Raw genomic sequence first — 16,391 nt, forward strand, 5'->3', positions numbered from 1 at the left:
TGTCTTTCTCCTGTTCAGCAGACCTTGACCTGCAGCCGTTCTTCGCCGTCGGGGTCCATCACATGCACCGCGCAGGCAAGGCAGGGGTCGAAGCTGTGGATCGTGCGCAGGATCTCGAGCGGCTGGTCCTCGACCGCCATCGTGTGATTGTCCTGCAGCGCGGCCTCATAGGCGCCCGACTGGCCCTGCGCATCGCGCGGCCCGGCGTTCCAGGTCGAGGGAACCACGGCCTGGTAATTGGCGATCTTGCCATCCTCGATCACGATCCAATGGCCCAGACCGCCGCGCGGCGCCTCCATGAAGCCGACGCCCTTGGCCTGTTTCGGCCAGCTTGACGGATCCCATTTCGTGCCGTTGAAGGTGGTGGTGTCGCCGGCCTTGATGTTGGCGATCAGCGCCGCGTACCAATCCTGCATCGCATCGACGATCAGCTTGGTTTCGAGCGTCCGCGCCGCCACCCGGCCGAGCGTCGAATACAGCCCGCGCACCGGCAGATCGAGCGTGGTGAGCGCGCTGTCGACCAGCGCCTTCGCCTGTTCCTGCCCCGAGGCATACATCATCAGCACGCGCGCCAGCGGGCCGACCTCGACCGGCTTGCCCTTCCAGCGCGGCGCCTTGATCCAGGAATAGGCGCCCTCGACATCCAGCTGATCGAAGGGCGGCTTCGGCCCGGTGTAGTCAAGCGCGGTCTCGCCGGCCCAGGGGTGCAGGCCCTTGTCCTTGCCGCCCTCGTATTCATACCAGGAATGGGCGACATATTCCTCGATCTCGCCCTCGGCCGACAGGTCGACCGGGTGGATCGTCGACAGGTCGCGGTCAAGGATCACGCCCGGCGGCACCAGCCAGCTCGAGCGGTCCGAGGTCAGCCCGGTCGACGGGAAGTCGCCATAGGTCAGGAAGTTGCCCAGCCCCTCGCCGCGCGTCGCCCAATCCTTGTAGAAACCGGCGATCGCCAGCGTGTCGGGCAGATAGACCTCGTCGACGAAGCTTTGCGCCATGTCGAGGATGTTCTTCACCTTGGCGAGCTTCTCGGCGTTGATCGCGCTGTCCGAGTTCAGGTCGATCGGGCTCGGCACGCCGCCGACGACAAAGTTCGGATGCGGGTTCTTGCCGCCGAAGATCGCGTGCAGCTTCGCCACCTCGCGCTGCCAGGCGAGCGCCTCGAAGTAATGCGCGACGGCCATCAGGTTCGCCTCGGGCGGCAGCTTGTAGCCCGGGTGGCCCCAGTAGCCCTGATTGAAGATGCCGATCTGCCCGCTTTCGACGAAATTCTTCAGCTTCGTCTTCATGTCCGAGAAATAGCCCGGAGACGAGTTCGGATGTTTCGAGATCGACTGCGCCAGCGCCGAGGTCGCCGCCGGGTCGGCATCGAGCGCCGAGACCACGTCGACCCAGTCGAGCGCATGCAGGTGATAGAAGTGCATCACGTGGTCATGCACGTATTGCGCCCCGATCATCAGGTTGCGGATCAGCTGCGCGTTGGTCGGGATGTCGATCTTCAGGGCATCCTCGACCGCGCGGATCGAGGCCATGCCATGCACCAGCGTGCACACGCCGCAGATCCGCTGTGCGAAGGCCCAGGCGTCGCGCGGGTCGCGGCCCTTCAGGATGATCTCGAGACCGCGCACCGAGGTACCCGAGGAGAAGGCCTGCGCGATGCGACCGTCCTCCATCTGCGCCTCGATGCGCAGGTGCCCCTCGATGCGGGTGATCGGATCGACGACGATGCGGCTCATGCCTTGGCTCCTTCCTTCTTCGGCAGATGCGCCGCGATGATCGCAGCGAGGCTTTCCACCGGGATCGTGTCACCGGCATTGACCTTGCCGACCTCGAAATTCATCCGGCACGAGCCACAGGAGACGACGAGGGTCTTCGCCTCGGTCTTCTCGATCTCGGCCATCTTCACCCGATAGCCCGCGCGCTTGAGCGGGTTGGCGCGTTCGATCAGGAAGTTGCCGGCCCCGCCGCCACAGCAGAAGTTGTAGGCGCGGTTGCTTTCGGTCTCGTGCAGCTCCCAGCCGATCGCCTTCAGGATGGCGCGGGGCTCCTCGAAGACGCCGCCCCAGCGGCCGACCTTGCACGGATCGTGCAGGGCGACGACGCGCGGCTCCTTGTCCTTCTCGAGTTTCAGCCGACCGTCCATCACCGCCTTGCCGAAATATTCGGACACGGTCATCACGTCGAACTCGACAGGCTTGCCGAGCGCCTCGGCCGCGCCCCAGCGCAGCGCCGGGAAGGCGTGGCCGCATTCGGGCACGATCACCACCTTGGCACCGACCTCGATCGCGGCATTGGCAAGCTTTGCCGCCATCTTCTTCTTCGTGCCCTCGTGGCCCGAGAGAAGGCCGAAGTTCGCCCCCTCGTAGGCATCCGAGCGCAGGGTGTAATCGACGCCCATGTGGTGCAGCGTCTCGATCGTGCCGCCGGTCGCATCCTGGAACAGGTGGATGTCGAGCCCGGTGGTGACGAGCAGCACGTCGGCCTTCGGCTTGTCGATCGGGATCTCGAAGCCGAGCTTTTCCTGCAGCGCATCCATGCGGAAGCGGAACAGATCCTCGTCGGCGCCGAAGATGGTGCCGTCGGCCTCCTGCCCTTCCTGCATGAAGCGCAGCTCGTCCGGCATCAGCCGCGCCGCGGCGAGCGCCGAGCGGTTCAGCGCCACCATGTCGGCGATGTTGATGCCCGCCGGACAGACCAGGTTGCACCGCCCGCACATCGTGCAGGAATCATAGACCAGCTCCTGCTGGGCGCGCAGATCGTCGGCGGTGATGTCCTTCACGATGAATTTCTTCAGCCAGCTCAGCGGCGATATCTCGCGGTCATAGACCCGCTTCATCAGGTCGAGCTTGTGCACCGGCGTGTATTTCGGATCATCCGTGCCGAGGTAGAACTGGCACGCCTGGGCACAGGCGCCGCAATGCACGCAGGCGTCGAGCTGGGTGGCGAAATTCGCGTCGATGCCCTTCAGGAAGACCCGCTTCGCCGCGGCGACACGCTCCTCGTCAGCCACTTCGACCGGGGGGCTGGCCAGATCCTTCAGGCTCGCGGCCATGCCGTAGAACATGGCGAAGGCTTCGTCGAGTTCCTGCTTGGTGACGACTTCGGTCATGCTTGGACCCCCCTGCGCCAGAACTTCACGCCCAGAATATAGCGGGACGGAAGAAGCGTGATGACATGGATCAGTTTCGAGAACGGGAACCACACCAGCAGCAGCGAGATCGACAGGATGTGCAGCGCCAGCATCGTTTCATAGGCGAAGCCGTAATGGGCGAAGGCGAGGAAGCCGGTGATGAAGGGCAGCATCGTCACGACCAGGCTCGAATAGTCGTTGAAGGTCGAGATGTAGCGCAGCACCGGGTTCACGATGCGCCGGCCCAGAAGCCACAGCAGCACGCCAAGCGTGATCCCCGCAACGGCGACGACGACGCCGTTCGGCAGCGTCGGCCAGCCGAAGCCCAGCAGCCCCTGAAAGAACATCACATGGATCTTGAAGAACAGCAGCACGACGAAGAAGCCGAGATGCCAGATCCAGCCCGCGACATATTGGAAGGACACCCGCCGCTCGAACACCGGGGCGGGGATGAAGCGGCTGAGCACGGTGCGAAAGCCGTGCCGCGCCAGATGGTTGTCGCGGTTGCGCGACAGCGGCGTGTTGCGGTGCAGCAAAAGCAGGCCGAGCGCGCGCCAGACCATGCCGACGACGAAGATGAAGGCGGCGCCCTGAAGCGCGGGACCGCGTGCGAAATCAAGAAGGGTCATCAGCTGTTTTCCTTCTGCCCGGCATCCGCCACGGGCGGTGCCTCGAACGGGCCGGCCTTGCCCTTTTCCTGCATCTTGCGCCCGGCATAGCCCGCGCCGGCCCCCAGTACCGCACCGGCCAGAACGCCCGCCGCGACCGTGCCCGAGCCAAGCTCGGTCGCCGTCGACAGCGGCGCATAGAAGCTGCCCTTGTCCCAGAAGTTCGGCTCCGAACAGCCAAGGCAGCCATGCCCGGCCTCGATCGGGAAGGAGGTGCCCTCGTTCCACTTCAGCACCGCGCAGGCGTTGTAGGTGGTGGGGCCCTTGCAACCGAGCTTGTAAAGACACCAGCCGGCCTTCGCGCCCTCGTCGTCGAAGCTTTGCGCGAACTGGCCGCGTTCATAGAACGGCCGGCGATAGCAACGGTCGTGGATGTTCTGACCGTAAAACACTTTCGGCCGGCCGAGGTCATCGAGCTCGGGCAGGCTGCCGAAGGTGATGTAATGGGCAATGACCGAGGTCATCACCGCCGGGATCGGCGGACAGCCGGGCACGTTGACGATCGGCTTGTCGGTGATGATCTCCGAGACCGGCACCGCGCCGGTGGGGTTCGGCTTCGCGTAGGGGATGCCGCCGAAGGCCGAGCAGGTGCCCATGCAGATCACCGCCGCCGCGCCCTTTGCCACCTGTTTCAGCGTCTCGACGTTGCTTTGTCCGGCAACGGTCGAGAAGCCCGGATTGCCCAGCGGCACCGAGCCGTCGACGACGACCAGATACTTGCCCATGTTCTCGGCCATCGCCTGCTCGCGCGCGGCTTCGGCCTGATGGCCCGCGGCGGCCTGCAGCGTCTCGTGATAATCGAGCGAGATTGCCTCGAAGATCAGGCTCTCGATCGAGGGCGAACCGGCGCGCAGGATCGATTCCGAACAGCCGGTGCATTCCTGGAAGCTGAGCCAGATCACCGACGGCCGGCGCTGGCTTTCCAGCGCCTCGGCGATGCGCGGGGCAAAGGCCGGCGGCAGGGCCAGAAGCGACGCGGTGGTGGTGCAGAATTTCAGGAAACTGCGCCGCGAGATGCCGCGCTCCTCCAGCCGTTCGCCCAGTGTTTGCTGCCTTCGGATCATGATGCCTCCTCCAGGTCGCTGATTTGGTCCAGTTTGCGCGCGAGCCGGGCGGCGGCGGCGCGGATGTCGGCGTCCTGGCTGCGCAGGATCTCCGGCAGGGGGGTAATCTCGATGTAGCGGCCGCGCAGCATGTCATCGGTGTCGCGATGCGTGACCAGCCAGACGCCGGAAAAGCCGGTCTCGGTCACTTCCGAGCGGCCCTCGGCCTCGATCACGGCGCGCACCTCGCCCTCGCCCAGCGAGGCGATCAGCTGCTGCAATTCCACGGGCGTCATCGGCAGGCTGCTGAGATCGATCACATGGGTCTCGCCGGTGCGGGCAAGGCGATCGAGCGCATGGGAAACCTCGTGCAGCACCAGAACCATGTTCCCGGTCCCGGCGGCACGCCGGCGCAGCACCTCGTTCAGATCGGGCCTCATGCGCAGGCCTCCGCCACCGCGGCCTGCCAGCGGGCGACGATCTGCCGCGCCGCCTCTGCCGCGACCGGCAGCGCCGCGGCAATCGCGTCGCTCGGGGCAAGGCCCCAGCCGATCTCGCCCGGCTCGATGCCGATGAGCGCGCGGCGGGCAGGCAGGTCGTCGGTCAGCCGCGCCATGTCGAGCAGATCGCGCAGGCCGACCTCGTGCACGCTCAGGCTGCCGGCGCGGACGAAATGGTCCATCTCGGCATCCTCGAGTGCGCGCACCGTGCCCGGCGTGGCGCCGAAACGGGCGGCATCGAAGACGATCAGCGCATCGGCGGCGCCGATCTCCTCGGCGAGCGGAAAGCCGAGCGTGCCGACGTCGAGGCAGCTCACGCCGAGTGCCGCGCCATGCCGCTCCTCGAACAACCGCAGGGCGAGCGGCCCCGCCGCCTCGTCAGTCAGAAGCGTGTTGCCGACACCAAGGGCGAGGATCTTCAACCCACCGTCTGGTTCGAATCTGCTCACGCCCCTGTCCTCCGAGAACGATCTAACACGTCCTAATATTTGAATATTTCAGCCGTAGAGCCAGCTATGGCTTGTTGCTGCGACAGTGTATCACAGCGGCGTTCGAAAGCGAGACAGAATTTGGTGCAACATATTGGAAAGGAAGAGTTCTCCGCCACGATCCACGGGAAATGACAAAGGCGGCCCCGCTGAAAGATGAAAATATCACTTCCACTTTCGGCGAGGAGTGAGAGCATGGTTTCCATCCGCATCTTCCGCGCCGTGCCCCCGCAAGCGGTCGCAGGCCATTGCCGCGCCGCGGCATCACCTGCACGATGACGCGCGACCGGGACCGCCGCCGCCCCACCACTTCTGCGCGATTCCCCCCGCCACCTCCTCCCCCTCAGGCGCGTTTCTCGAGCGTCGGCCGCTCGGGGCTGATCCGCTGCGCCCGGCCGCGCTGATCATAGCTCTGATAGCCCTGCGCCCCTTGGACGATCTCGCCCAGCCGGGCCCGCGCCGCCCGCACCCCCTCGATCGCGGCCGCCAGCAGGCGCTGATTCTCCCGCGCCATGCGCTGCGCCTGCGCAAGGCGCGCCCCCGGCGTGCCCGCCAACCCGGCAAGCAGCGACTCCTTGTGGGCGATCAGCGGCGCCAGTTCGCCGAACCGGCCAGCGCGCAGCACCTCCCGCTCCGCGCGCAGATGCTCCAGAAGCTCGCGGATCGCTCCGTCGTTGCCCTCAGACATGACCTTGCCCTTTCGTCAGCGCGTGAAAGATCGATTCGGCCAGCCCGATGCCGCCTTTCTCCGCCATCTTTTCCGAATAGGCGTCGCGCAGGAACGAGGCGAACTGCTCCTCGCCGATGCCGCCGCCAAAGCTCTCCATCGGGCGCCCGACTTCGGCGCATTTCAGCATCTCCGACAGGAAGGCCGCCTCGAGCTGCACCGCCTGCGCGCGCAGCTTCTGCTCGGTCTGCGCCGGCGTCGCGCCGGTCGGCGCCATCGGGATCGGCTGAAGGTCCTGCATCCTGTCGCTCCGCCGCAGGTGAATGGATTTCCGCTGAAATTCGCAGGACTCCGTAAAGAAGCGGTAACTTCCTGCTGCCATTCTGCACGAACCCGACAGACCGCGCGATGGCCATGAACCAGTTCCTCCTCCCCGACCTTCTTGCGCAGCTGGCGATGCCGGCCGCACAAGGGCGCGAGGGGCAGGCAGGCACCCCGCCCCCGGGCGGCACCGCGTTCGATACGGTCATCGACGCCCTGTCACCGTCAGGCGCTCCGGCCCTCGCTCCGGCGCCCCGCGCGCCCACCGACTCCCCCGAAACCGCCGGTGGCCGTTTCGAGGCCATGACCGCACCCCTGCAGACAGGCGCTTCGCCACAATGGCCCCCGCTCACGCGGATCTCGCCGGCCATCGCCTCCGCGCCGGGGCCGGCGCCGGGCGACAGCGCCCCGCCCGAAGGCCGCGGCACCGGGGCCGCCCTGCCTGCCCGCGCATCTCTCACCGAGAGGTCTCTGGCATGCGCCCCGTGCGGACAGGCAAAAGAGGCCCCGCCCTCCGCCGCGACAGCCCCGGCGGACACCGCAGCGCCATCCACCATCAAGTCAGTTCCGCCCGTGCCCCGCCAGAGCCCGCCCCCCTGCGCATCAGGGGAAACGCGGCGCGACATCGTTTCCGCGACAGAGAGACCAAGGCCCGAAGACACCGCCACGCCGGATCTGCCACAGCCTGCCAGACCGACGGCGGTTGCGCATATACCGGCAGCCGGGCGCACGAACGCCCCGTCCGCAGCCGCCCTCGGCACGACGCAGCCGCCTTCCGAAATCCGCCCGCAGGAAAGGCCATCGGAAGATCTCCCCCCCGGGGATGCGGCGACGGCATCGCCGCCCCCCGCTTCGCAGCGGGAAGCGCAGGGCGAGCGGCAGGAGAGGTCCGTGCCCGCCGCGCGCCCCCCTGCACCGCCCCCGCGCTCGGCAGGGCCGGCCCTGCCCCCGGCCACCGCTCCGCTTTCGACCGCCGCGCCTCCCGCGGGGGGCCTCACCGGGAGCGAGCCCGCCCCGGACGATGACGCCCTCGCCCGTCTCCCGCTGGGGTCCGCCGGTCCCGAGCGGGACGCAGCTGTGCCGGAACCGGAGCCCGCCCGCCCCGGCGACCTTGCACGCGCGCCGGCGGCCACCGCGATCCCCGGGGCGCATGATGCCGCCGCCACGGCGCGCACGCGCGCGCATGCCGCGGCCCCATCGGCCACGCGGCGCCCGGATGACATCCCCCCGCCGCCTTTCTCCGGGGCCGCCCCCCCGGACACCGATGCCAGCACAGGCGGTGCGGAGGCCGGAACTGCGGCGCCGACCGGGCCAGAGCGGCGCCGGGTGACCAGCAAGGAGGCATCCGCGCCGCATCTCCCGCGGGCAACGGAGCCTGACGCCCCCCTCCCGGCACCCGGCGCGGCAGCAAGCGGCCTGGTCGCCCCCCAGCCCCCCGCCGCCGGACAGGTGCGCTCCGCCGGCGAGGCCGACCCGGCCACGGCGGCACAGCCCGCCACGGCGGCGCGCCCGGCCCGCGGCTTCCAATCCGCGGCGCCCGGTCGGCGCCCGCCCCTGCCGGACTGGTCCATCGCCCCTTCGGCTTTCCCGCGCCCGGCCGCGGCCCCGATGCAGCCTCCCGCAGGCGCGTTCCGCCTCGGGGAAGGCGCCGGCGCCCCATGGCGAGAGGCCGAACGCCCGACCACGACGTCCGCCCCCTCGCCGCGCCCGGCTGAGCAAGCGGCGAATCGGCCAACGGTCCGGGCGGACGTTTCCGCAAGCGCCGGGACTGCAGATGCCGAGCCGAGTTCCCCCCGGGGGGCTCCACCGCCCTTCGCGGCGTCCGCCGCAGACGGTCACGCCGGAGCGCGGGCAGCGGCGGACAGGACCGCCATGGCCGCGACCGCACGCGCCCTGCCCCCGATCCTGACGCCCCGCACCACGCGGGCGGAAGCCACGGCCGACCATGCGGTGAAACCGCAAGCTGCTCCGGCAGAGGATGGCCCGGCCGCCCCCTCCACCGCCGCTGCGCCCGGTGTTTCCGAACCGGCGCCGCCGCCCTTCGCGACAGCGGCCGCCGCGCTCGCCCGCGGACAGCTGACGGACCCGCCGTCTCCGGAGCCGGTGGCCGGCGCCGCCCACCCCGGCATCGCGCCGCGCGGGCAAGCTGCACCCGAGTTCACTCTTCCCGATCCGGACACCACGCCGCCGTCTCCGGAAACGGCGCCCGCCGCCGCAGTGCCCCTGCCCTCCACCTCGGCAACCGACCACGGGGCGGGATTGGAAAATGCGGCCCCGTCGTCCGTGCACGCGCTGCAGATGCCGCCCGCCCGAGGGGGGGCGGGGGCGACAGAGCCCGCACCGGCCCCGACGACCCGCCCGCGCGTCACGCCGCTGCACGAGGACGGGCCAGCCTCCGCGCCCCGCGCGGCACAGCCGACTGCCAGCGAGCGGATGGCCACCGCCGCCGCGGCGGTGGCGCCAGCCCCCGCCTCATCGCGGACCGCCACCGCCGTGGCCGAGCTCGCCGAGGGGGCCGCCCCGGGCGGCGTGCGGAACGGGACGGCGGCGCCGGTCGGCGCTGCGCCTCCCGCTCACCGCCCCCCCGATGCCGGCGTTTCGCCGGACGCGGCGGCCTCGGAAACCGGTGCCGCGCTGGCCCGAACCGCGGTGCCGCCCGCCGGAGATGCCTCACGCGACACGGCGCCGATCTCCGCCCACCCGCCGGCATCGCCCCGCCTCGCCCGCCCCAGCGGCACCGAGGGGGCCGCCCTTCCGGCTGCGCGGGAAGCGGCCCCTGGCGCCCGGAGCGCCACGCCACAAACGGCAGGCGCCGCAGGTGCCCCTTTGGCCCCGGCAGATCCGCAAGAGGCCCTTCCCGCAGGCGCCGGATGGCCCGACAGGCCGTCGCCGGCCGGCGCACGGGTTCGGGCCGCCACCGATGCGCCCGCCGCGCCCGGGCGGGCCGCCGATGGCGCGCGCGACGGGGCCGCGCCGCCCCCCCCTTCCGACCGGCATCCGGCACGGGCATCCGCGCCGGCAATGCCCCTGCGCTCGGGGCCGGCCGAAGCGCCCGACGCCAACACCGCGCCCCCCTCGAAGGTCACGACGGGCGCACCGATCGCCGCTCCCCCCCCCGCGGCGCAGCCCGGGACGGATGCCGCCCCCGGGCGCGCGCCGATGTCCCCGGATCGGACGGCCAGCGTGGACAGTGCGCCGGCCGCGCCCCCTCCGGCGACCGGCGGAGAGCGCGCCGGGACAAGCCCCGCCGAACCGCGCCCCGACCGGGCGGCGCCCCCGCCCCGAGCGGCGGCGGCGGACATCGCCGCGCCGCACTCGGGCCCGCCGCAGACCGTCGCGTCGCGCCGCTTGCCGGAGCCCATGGCCGCGGCCCCGAAGCCGGCCGATGCCGTGCCCCGGCCTCCGGCGGGACCTGATGGCGTCGAGGTGGATGCCGCCGGACCGATCGGCATGGCGCCGCCCGCCGCAACACCCGACTCATCGCCCGTCCCGACGCCCGCCGCTGCCGCGCGCGACATCGGCCATGTGCCGGCGCATCATGTCCTGCGCCAGCTGCACGAGGCTGTCGCGCAGCGGCCCGAGGGGCCGGTCGAGGTGGCGCTTTCCCCCGAGGAGCTGGGCCGTGTCCGCATGACGCTGCATCCGGCCGAGCACGGCATCGCTGTCACCGTGCAGGCCGAACGCCCGGAAACGCTCGACCTGATGCGCCGCAACATCGAGATGCTGGCGCGCGATTTCCGCGCACTCGGCTATGCCGACGTCTCCTTCAGTTTCGGCACCGAGAGCGGCGAACGCCAGGGCGGAGAGGCCACGCCGCCCCCCTTCGTCGCCGAGACGGAGTCCGCGTCGCCCGCCCCCCCCATCGCCCCGCCCACGCCCGCCGCGCGCGGCGCGGACGGCTCCCTCGATCTGCGCATGTAAGGACAGCCCATGAGCACCGTTTCCGGCATCACCCCGACCGCCGCAAAAACCGCGAGCACCACCGGCTCGGGCACCAACATCAGCTCGGATTACCAGATGTTCCTGAAGCTGCTGACCACGCAGATGCAGAATCAGGACCCGACCGACCCGATCGACAGCTCGGATTACGCGGTGCAGCTCGCCACCTTCTCGGGGGTCGAACAGCAGGTGAAGACGAATGAATTGCTGACCGGCATGACGACGCAGCTCGGCCTGCTCGGCGTGACGCAATATGCGGGCTGGGTGGGGATGGAGGCGCGGGTGGCGGCGCCGGCCTATTTCGACGGAACGACCCCGCTCCGCATCGCGCCGAATCCGGTGACCGGCGCCGATCAGGCGGTGCTGGTGGTGAAGGACGCCGCGGGGACCGAGGTGGCGCGACGGGACGTCGGCACCACGGCCGAGACGATCGACTGGACCGGCACCGACAGTTCGGGCAACGCCCTGCCGGCCGGGGTCTATTCCTTCGAACTTGAAAGCTACAACGCCGGCACCCTGCTGTCGACCGACCCGGCCGAAGTCTACAGCACCATCGCCGAGGTGCAGGGCACCGCGGGCGGCTCAGTGCTGGTGCTGCGCGGGGGGGCGCAGGTCTCGCCCGCGGACGTCACCGGGCTGCGCGACCCCGATCAGAGGATCTGAGCCGCGATCAGCCCGAGTGCGAAGGCCGCAATCCCGCCAAGCGCCAACCAGCCCGTGCGCCGCCGCTCGGGTTCGGGCGCGGGGGCGGCGCCGTTGACCCGCCGCTCGATCAGCTCCTGCAGAAGCGCCGGCATCCGCGGCCCGAAATGGCCCAGCACCAGCGCCGTGCGCTTCAGATCGCGCAGCGTCGCGCGCGGGCCGAGGTTCTCGCGGATGTAGGTCTCGACCACCGGCCGGGCCACTTCCCACATGTTCATCGCCGGGTTGAGCGAGCGCGACACGCCCTCGACCACCACCATGGTGCGCTGCAGCAGAATCAGCTCGGTGCGGGTCTGCATGCCGAACCGCTCGGTCACCTCGAAGAGATAGGCGAGCAGTTTCGCCATCGAGATCTGCGTCGCGTTCATGCCGAAGATCGGCTCGCCCACGGCGCGCAGCGCCAGCGCGAAGGCGTTCACGTCGCGGTCGGCCGGCACATAGCCCGCCTCGAAATGCACCTCGGCGACGCGGCGATAGTCGCGGCGGATGAAGCCCATCAGGATCTCGGCATAGACGCGGCGCGTGTATTCGTCGATCTGCCCCATGATGCCGAAGTCATAGGCAATGACATCGCCGTTCGCCGCGACCTTCAGATTGCCCTGATGCATGTCGGCGTGGAAATAGCCGTCGCGCAGCGCATGGCTGAGGAAAAGCTGCAGCACCCGCTCGGACAGCGCCACGAGGTCATGACCCGCCGCGCGCAGCGCCGGCACGTCGCCCATCGCCGTGCCCTCGGCCCAGTCCATCACCATCACGGTGCGGCCGGACAGCGCCCAGACCGGCGCCGGCACGCGGAAATGCGCGTCCCGCGCGGTGTTCGCGGCGAATTGCGAGGCGGCGGCGGCCTCGAGCCGCAGGTCGAGCTCGCCCAGAACGGTCTGCTCGAAATGGCTCACCACCTCGGTCGGTTTCAGCCGGCGGGTGCCGGGCAGAAGCCGCTCGATCATCCCGGCAGCGAAATGGAAGGCGTCGAGGTCGCGGCGGAAGGCGCGCTCGATTCCCGGGCGCAGCACCTTCACCGCGACGGTCTCGCCGGTGTCGGCCAGCACCGCCGAATGCACCTGCGCGATCGAGGCGGCGGCGACGGGTTCGGAGAATTCCGCGAAGATCTCCCCGACCGGACGACCGAGCTCCTCGGCGATCGCGGCCTTGGCCAGCGCCGTGTCAAAGGGCGGCAGCTTGTCTTGCAGCACGCGCAACTGGTTTGCCAGATCCTCGCCCACCACGTCGGGGCGGGTGGACAGCACCTGGCCGAACTTGATGTAGGCGGGCCCGAGCGCGGTGATCGCACGCGTCACCGGCGGCAACGCCGGATCGCCCTTGTAGCCGAGCCACTTGAACGGCCAGCCCATGATCCGCGCCACCAGCCGCAGCCGCGGCGGCGCTTCCATTGCCTCGAGCGCGACGCTCATCGCGCCGGTGCGCTCGAAGGTGGCGCCGGTGCGGATCAGCCGCCAGATATTGTGGGGCCCGCGCATCTCAGATCTTCCAGCCGGAATGCAGCGCGGCGATGCCCATGGTCAGGTTGCGATATTTGACGTGCTCGAACCCGGCCTCGCGGATCATCGAGGCGAAGATCTCCTGCGTCGGGAATTTGCGGATCGATTCCACCAGATATTGATAGCTGTCGCGGTCATTCGCCACGATCTGGCCCATCACCGGGATGACGTTGAAGGAATAGGCGTCATAGACCGCCTGCAGCATGTCGTTCGGGATCTGGCTGAATTCAAGCACCATGATCCGCCCGCCCGGCCGCAGCACGCGATAGGCCTCGCGCAGCGCGTCGGGGATGCGGGTCACGTTCCGGATGCCGAAGGAAATCGTGTAGACGTCGAAGGTGTTGTCCTCGAAGGGCAGCTCCATCGCGTCGCCGACGACCCAGCTCAGCCGCTCGGCCATGTCCTCGGCCTCGGCGCGCTTCTGCCCCTCGATCAGCATCGATTCCGTCATGTCGCAGACGGTGGCCGTGGCCCCGGGCGCACGCTTGAGGAAGCGGAAGGCGACGTCGCCGGTGCCGCCCGCCACGTCGAGCAGCTTCTGCCCCGGCCGCGGCGCGAGCCAGTCCATCATCGCATCCTTCCAGATGCGGTGGATGCCCATGCTCATCAGGTCGTTCATGATGTCGTATTTCGAGGCCACGCGCGAGAACACGCCATGGACCATTCCGGCCTTCGCGTCCTCGTCCACGGTCTGGAAGCCGAAATGCGTGGTTCTCGTCTGTTCTGTCGTCATGGTCTCTTGCCGATCCCGAAATCTCCCCCTTCTTATAGGGGCCCTTTCGGCCAAGACAATGCGACAGGAACGAAGATGCCCGAACTGCCCGAGGTGGAAACCGTGCGACGGGGCCTTGCCCCGGCGATGGAGGGGCGGCGGATCGAGGCCGCGCAGGTGAACCGCCCCGACCTGCGCTGGCCCCTGCCCGAGAACATGGCCGGGCGTCTGACCGGGCGACTGGTCGAGCGGCTGCGGCGGCGCTCGAAATACATCCTGGCCGATCTCGACAGCGGCGAGAGCCTGCTCATCCATCTTGGCATGTCGGGGCGGATGCTGGTGTCGGGGGTGATGCTGGGCGACTATCACCTCGACCATCCGGCACCGCAAAAGCACGATCACGTCGTCCTCGAGATGGAGGGCGGCGCCCGCGTCACCTTCAACGACGCGCGCCGCTTCGGGGCGATGGACCTCGTGCGCACCGACCGCGAGGCGGCGCATTGGCTGCTGGCGGGGCTGGGCCCCGAGCCCTTCGGCAACGAGTTCCACGAGGAGTACCTTGTCGAGCGCCTGAAGGGCCGGGCCAGCCCGATCAAGACCGCGCTGCTCGACCAGCACGTCGTCGCCGGGCTGGGCAACATCTATGTCTCCGAGGTGCTGTTCCGTGCCGGCATCGACCCGCGCCGGGCGGCCGGTCGGATCGCGTCGAAGCGGATCGCGGCGCTTGTGCCGCTGGTGCGCGAGGTGCTGAGCGAGGCGATCGAAGCCGGCGGATCGTCGCTGCGCGACCATCGCCAGGCCGACGGCGAGCTTGGATATTTCCAGCATTCCTTCCGCGTCTACGACCGCGAGGGCGAGCCCTGCCCGGTCTGCGGCACACCGATACGGCGCATCGTGCAATCGGGCCGGTCGAGCTATTTCTGCCCGCAGTGCCAGAAATAGCGGTTATGCTGCACCTGCGAGAGGGTCTTGATAATCGCCCAGACCCTGTTACGACTCCGGCCCAGCATAAGGAAAGGCACTGCCACATGGCCTACCAGACCCTGATCGTCGAGATCGAAGACTATGTCGCCCTGATCCGGCTGAACCGCCCCGAAGCCCTGAACGCGCTGAACTCGACCCTGCTGGGCGAGCTGTCCGACGCGCTGGCCGCGGCGGACGCCAATGACAAGGTGCGCTGCGTCGTCATCACCGGCTCGGAGAAGGCTTTCGCGGCCGGCGCCGACATCAAGGAGATGTCGGAACAGAGCTTCGTCGACATGTTCACCAAGAACTTCTTCAGCACCGAGACCGACGGGATCCTCAAGACCCGCAAGCCGGTGATCGCGGCGGTGGCGGGCTATGCGCTCGGCGGCGGCTGCGAGCTGGCGATGATGTGCGATTTCATCATCGCCGCCGAGAACGCCAAGTTCGGCCAGCCCGAGATCAACCTCGGCGTCGTCGCCGGCATGGGCGGCACGCAGCGGCTGACCCGCTTCGTCGGCAAGTCGAAATCGATGGACATGCACCTGACCGGTCGCTTCATGGATGCGGCCGAGGCGGAACGCTCGGGCCTTGTCAGCCGCGTCGTGCCGCTTGCCCAGCTGCTGCCCGAGGCGATGGCCGCCGCGCACAAGATCGCCGAGAAATCGCTGCTGAGCACGATGGTCGTGAAGGAATGCGTCAACCGCGCCTACGAGACCACCCTCGCCGAGGGCGTGCATTTCGAACGCCGCATCTTCTACGCGCTGTTCTCGACCGAGGACCAGAAGGAGGGCATGTCGGCCTTCCTCGAGAAGCGCGAACCGCAGTTCCGCGACCGCTGAGCCGTCCCGAAGCCGATTGGCCGCCGAGGGGGCTTCCCTTTCGGCGGCTTTTGCCGTAATGGCAGCCCTCACATGCGCGTGCAGCCCGCTTTGGCTAGAATCATCCGGTTCTTCGAGAGACCGGGCTTTGTGCGCTATCCTGACGCAACTGACCCGGAAAGTGGGAAAGAACCATGGCCAATACGCCCCAGTCCAAGAAGCGCGCCCGTCAGAACGAGCGCCGCAACGACATCAACCGCGCGCGCCGCTCGCGCATCCGCACCTTCCTGCGCAAGGTGGAAGAAGCGATCGCCTCGGGCGACGCGACTGCCGCCAAGACCGCTCTGCTCGCCGCCGAGCCGGAACTGGCGCGCGGCGTGACCAAGGGCGTGCTGCACAAGAACACCGTCTCGCGCAAGGTTTCGCGCCTGTCGGCCCGCGTCAAGGCGCTGGCCAACTGAGCTGCAGATTGCTGCATCGCAGAGACTCAGTCTAAGGGCGCCCTCGGGCGCCCTTTTTCATATTTTCAATACATTTCAATGCATTAACCGCGCGTGTTGCGCGTTTCACCACGTCCGGAGATTCGATTTCGGGAATCCTCCGTCAAGCGCGAAGTTCGGTTGCAGCGCGCCGCACCCCCGGGCTAGCTTGCCTCAGCGATTCACGTCGCCTTGGGGGACATGACGCGTTCTCGACCGCCGGAGCAGGCATAAAGTCTGCCACGACAACGAAAAAAGCCGGGGGTTCCGGTGTCGAGAAAGCGAATCCGATTCTGAAGGCTGCCGCCTTCCGAGATTCGGCATCCAGTGCCTTGCCCGGTTTTGCCGGGCCTGTTGCCGTGTCCAAATGCAGGGGTTCCGGCCCGCGTCCGCGCGGGTCCCTGTTCCAGGGGGATGTGCGCACCGAAACTGCGTGTAGACTCTAAAGGCAACAAGAAG

General features: G+C 69.0%; 15 protein-coding genes. 5 read left to right on the forward strand and 10 right to left on the reverse strand.

Going from position 1 to position 16,391, the window contains the following annotated elements; genetic code table 11:
- Positions 1-14 precede the first annotated feature (14 nt).
- From AC0QTQ_RS18285 to AC0QTQ_RS18320, 8 genes are all read right to left on the reverse strand, one after another.
- Entirely contained in the window at positions 15-1,736 is a 1,722-nt protein-coding gene (locus AC0QTQ_RS18285) for a nickel-dependent hydrogenase large subunit (protein ID WP_480257734.1), read from the reverse strand.
- Entirely contained in the window at positions 1,733-3,109 is a 1,377-nt protein-coding gene (locus AC0QTQ_RS18290) for a (Fe-S)-binding protein (RefSeq protein WP_121534063.1), read from the reverse strand. The genes AC0QTQ_RS18285 and AC0QTQ_RS18290 overlap by 4 nt, the downstream gene beginning before the upstream one ends.
- Positions 3,106-3,759, reverse strand: coding sequence for a nitrate reductase (locus AC0QTQ_RS18295; protein WP_121534062.1), 654 nt, complete (start codon positions 3,757-3,759; stop codon positions 3,106-3,108). Before AC0QTQ_RS18295 ends, AC0QTQ_RS18290 begins: the two co-directional genes overlap by 4 nt.
- Positions 3,759-4,862, reverse strand: coding sequence for a hydrogenase small subunit (locus tag AC0QTQ_RS18300; RefSeq protein WP_480257735.1), 1,104 nt, complete (start codon positions 4,860-4,862; stop codon positions 3,759-3,761). The genes AC0QTQ_RS18295 and AC0QTQ_RS18300 overlap by 1 nt, the downstream gene beginning before the upstream one ends.
- A complete protein-coding gene (locus AC0QTQ_RS18305; protein WP_121534060.1) occupies positions 4,859-5,281 on the reverse strand; it encodes a hydrogenase expression/formation C-terminal domain-containing protein in 423 nt (140 codons plus the stop codon). The genes AC0QTQ_RS18300 and AC0QTQ_RS18305 overlap by 4 nt, the downstream gene beginning before the upstream one ends.
- Complete coding sequence (locus AC0QTQ_RS18310) at positions 5,278-5,790, reverse strand: hydrogenase maturation protease (protein ID WP_480257736.1); 513 nt, start codon at positions 5,788-5,790, stop codon at positions 5,278-5,280. The genes AC0QTQ_RS18305 and AC0QTQ_RS18310 overlap by 4 nt, the downstream gene beginning before the upstream one ends.
- 382 nt (positions 5,791-6,172) lie before the next feature.
- Complete coding sequence (locus tag AC0QTQ_RS18315; RefSeq protein WP_480257737.1) at positions 6,173-6,517, reverse strand: flagellar biosynthesis protein FlgN; 345 nt, start codon at positions 6,515-6,517, stop codon at positions 6,173-6,175.
- Complete coding sequence (locus AC0QTQ_RS18320; protein ID WP_480257738.1) at positions 6,510-6,797, reverse strand: rod-binding protein; 288 nt, start codon at positions 6,795-6,797, stop codon at positions 6,510-6,512. The genes AC0QTQ_RS18315 and AC0QTQ_RS18320 overlap by 8 nt, the downstream gene beginning before the upstream one ends.
- A gap of 3,380 nt (positions 6,798-10,177) precedes the next feature.
- Between AC0QTQ_RS18320 and fliK the strand changes: the two genes are divergently transcribed.
- On the forward strand, positions 10,178-10,738 hold the full coding sequence (fliK, locus tag AC0QTQ_RS18325) for a flagellar hook-length control protein FliK (protein WP_480257739.1): 561 nt from the start codon (positions 10,178-10,180) through the stop codon (positions 10,736-10,738).
- Between the two features lie 9 nt (positions 10,739-10,747).
- Positions 10,748-11,419, forward strand: coding sequence for a flagellar hook capping FlgD N-terminal domain-containing protein (locus AC0QTQ_RS18330; protein ID WP_480257740.1), 672 nt, complete (start codon positions 10,748-10,750; stop codon positions 11,417-11,419).
- Here AC0QTQ_RS18330 and ubiB read toward each other — a convergent pair.
- Both ubiB and ubiE read right to left on the reverse strand, forming a co-directional pair.
- A complete protein-coding gene (gene ubiB / locus AC0QTQ_RS18335; protein WP_480257741.1) occupies positions 11,407-12,936 on the reverse strand; it encodes a 2-polyprenylphenol 6-hydroxylase in 1,530 nt (509 codons plus the stop codon). The genes AC0QTQ_RS18330 and ubiB overlap by 13 nt on opposite strands.
- Position 12,937: 1 nt before the next feature.
- A complete protein-coding gene (gene ubiE, locus AC0QTQ_RS18340; protein WP_480257742.1) occupies positions 12,938-13,690 on the reverse strand; it encodes a bifunctional demethylmenaquinone methyltransferase/2-methoxy-6-polyprenyl-1,4-benzoquinol methylase UbiE in 753 nt (250 codons plus the stop codon).
- A gap of 75 nt (positions 13,691-13,765) precedes the next feature.
- On the opposite strand from ubiE, the gene mutM reads away from it, so the two are divergent.
- The 3 genes from mutM (at position 13,766) to rpsT (ending at position 15,914) form a co-directional block, all read left to right on the forward strand.
- Complete coding sequence (gene mutM / locus AC0QTQ_RS18345; protein WP_480257743.1) at positions 13,766-14,611, forward strand: bifunctional DNA-formamidopyrimidine glycosylase/DNA-(apurinic or apyrimidinic site) lyase; 846 nt, start codon at positions 13,766-13,768, stop codon at positions 14,609-14,611.
- Positions 14,612-14,697: 86 nt separating this feature from the next.
- Positions 14,698-15,474 carry an enoyl-CoA hydratase gene (locus tag AC0QTQ_RS18350; RefSeq protein ID WP_121534051.1) on the forward strand — a complete coding sequence of 259 codons (777 nt, stop codon included), beginning with the start codon at positions 14,698-14,700 and terminating at the stop codon, positions 15,472-15,474.
- A 173-nt stretch (positions 15,475-15,647) separates the two neighbouring features.
- Positions 15,648-15,914: a 30S ribosomal protein S20 gene (gene rpsT / locus AC0QTQ_RS18355; RefSeq protein WP_113901618.1), complete on the forward strand. Its 267-nt coding sequence runs from the start codon at positions 15,648-15,650 to the stop codon at positions 15,912-15,914.
- The last annotated feature ends 477 nt before the right edge of the window (positions 15,915-16,391 follow it).

The sequence above is a fragment of the Paenirhodobacter sp. YD-8 genome (assembly GCF_056590935.1).

What these genes read in the sequence shown, in the direction of transcription:
- ubiB (WP_480257741.1), bottom strand. Translation starts at nt 12,936, where the DNA reads ATGCGCGGGCCCCACAATATCTGGCGGCTGATCCGCACCGGCGCCACC.
- AC0QTQ_RS18330 (WP_480257740.1), top strand. Translation starts at nt 10,748, where the DNA reads ATGAGCACCGTTTCCGGCATCACCCCGACCGCCGCAAAAACCGCGAGC.
- AC0QTQ_RS18305 (WP_121534060.1), bottom strand. Translation starts at nt 5,281, where the DNA reads ATGAGGCCCGATCTGAACGAGGTGCTGCGCCGGCGTGCCGCCGGGACC.
- AC0QTQ_RS18300 (WP_480257735.1), bottom strand. Translation starts at nt 4,862, where the DNA reads ATGATCCGAAGGCAGCAAACACTGGGCGAACGGCTGGAGGAGCGCGGC.
- fliK (WP_480257739.1), top strand. Translation starts at nt 10,178, where the DNA reads ATGGCCGCGGCCCCGAAGCCGGCCGATGCCGTGCCCCGGCCTCCGGCG.
- AC0QTQ_RS18320 (WP_480257738.1), bottom strand. Translation starts at nt 6,797, where the DNA reads ATGCAGGACCTTCAGCCGATCCCGATGGCGCCGACCGGCGCGACGCCG.
- AC0QTQ_RS18295 (WP_121534062.1), bottom strand. Translation starts at nt 3,759, where the DNA reads ATGACCCTTCTTGATTTCGCACGCGGTCCCGCGCTTCAGGGCGCCGCC.
- rpsT (WP_113901618.1), top strand. Translation starts at nt 15,648, where the DNA reads ATGGCCAATACGCCCCAGTCCAAGAAGCGCGCCCGTCAGAACGAGCGC.
- AC0QTQ_RS18350 (WP_121534051.1), top strand. Translation starts at nt 14,698, where the DNA reads ATGGCCTACCAGACCCTGATCGTCGAGATCGAAGACTATGTCGCCCTG.
- AC0QTQ_RS18290 (WP_121534063.1), bottom strand. Translation starts at nt 3,109, where the DNA reads ATGACCGAAGTCGTCACCAAGCAGGAACTCGACGAAGCCTTCGCCATG.
- AC0QTQ_RS18285 (WP_480257734.1), bottom strand. Translation starts at nt 1,736, where the DNA reads ATGAGCCGCATCGTCGTCGATCCGATCACCCGCATCGAGGGGCACCTG.
- ubiE (WP_480257742.1), bottom strand. Translation starts at nt 13,690, where the DNA reads ATGACGACAGAACAGACGAGAACCACGCATTTCGGCTTCCAGACCGTG.
- mutM (WP_480257743.1), top strand. Translation starts at nt 13,766, where the DNA reads ATGCCCGAACTGCCCGAGGTGGAAACCGTGCGACGGGGCCTTGCCCCG.
- AC0QTQ_RS18315 (WP_480257737.1), bottom strand. Translation starts at nt 6,517, where the DNA reads ATGTCTGAGGGCAACGACGGAGCGATCCGCGAGCTTCTGGAGCATCTG.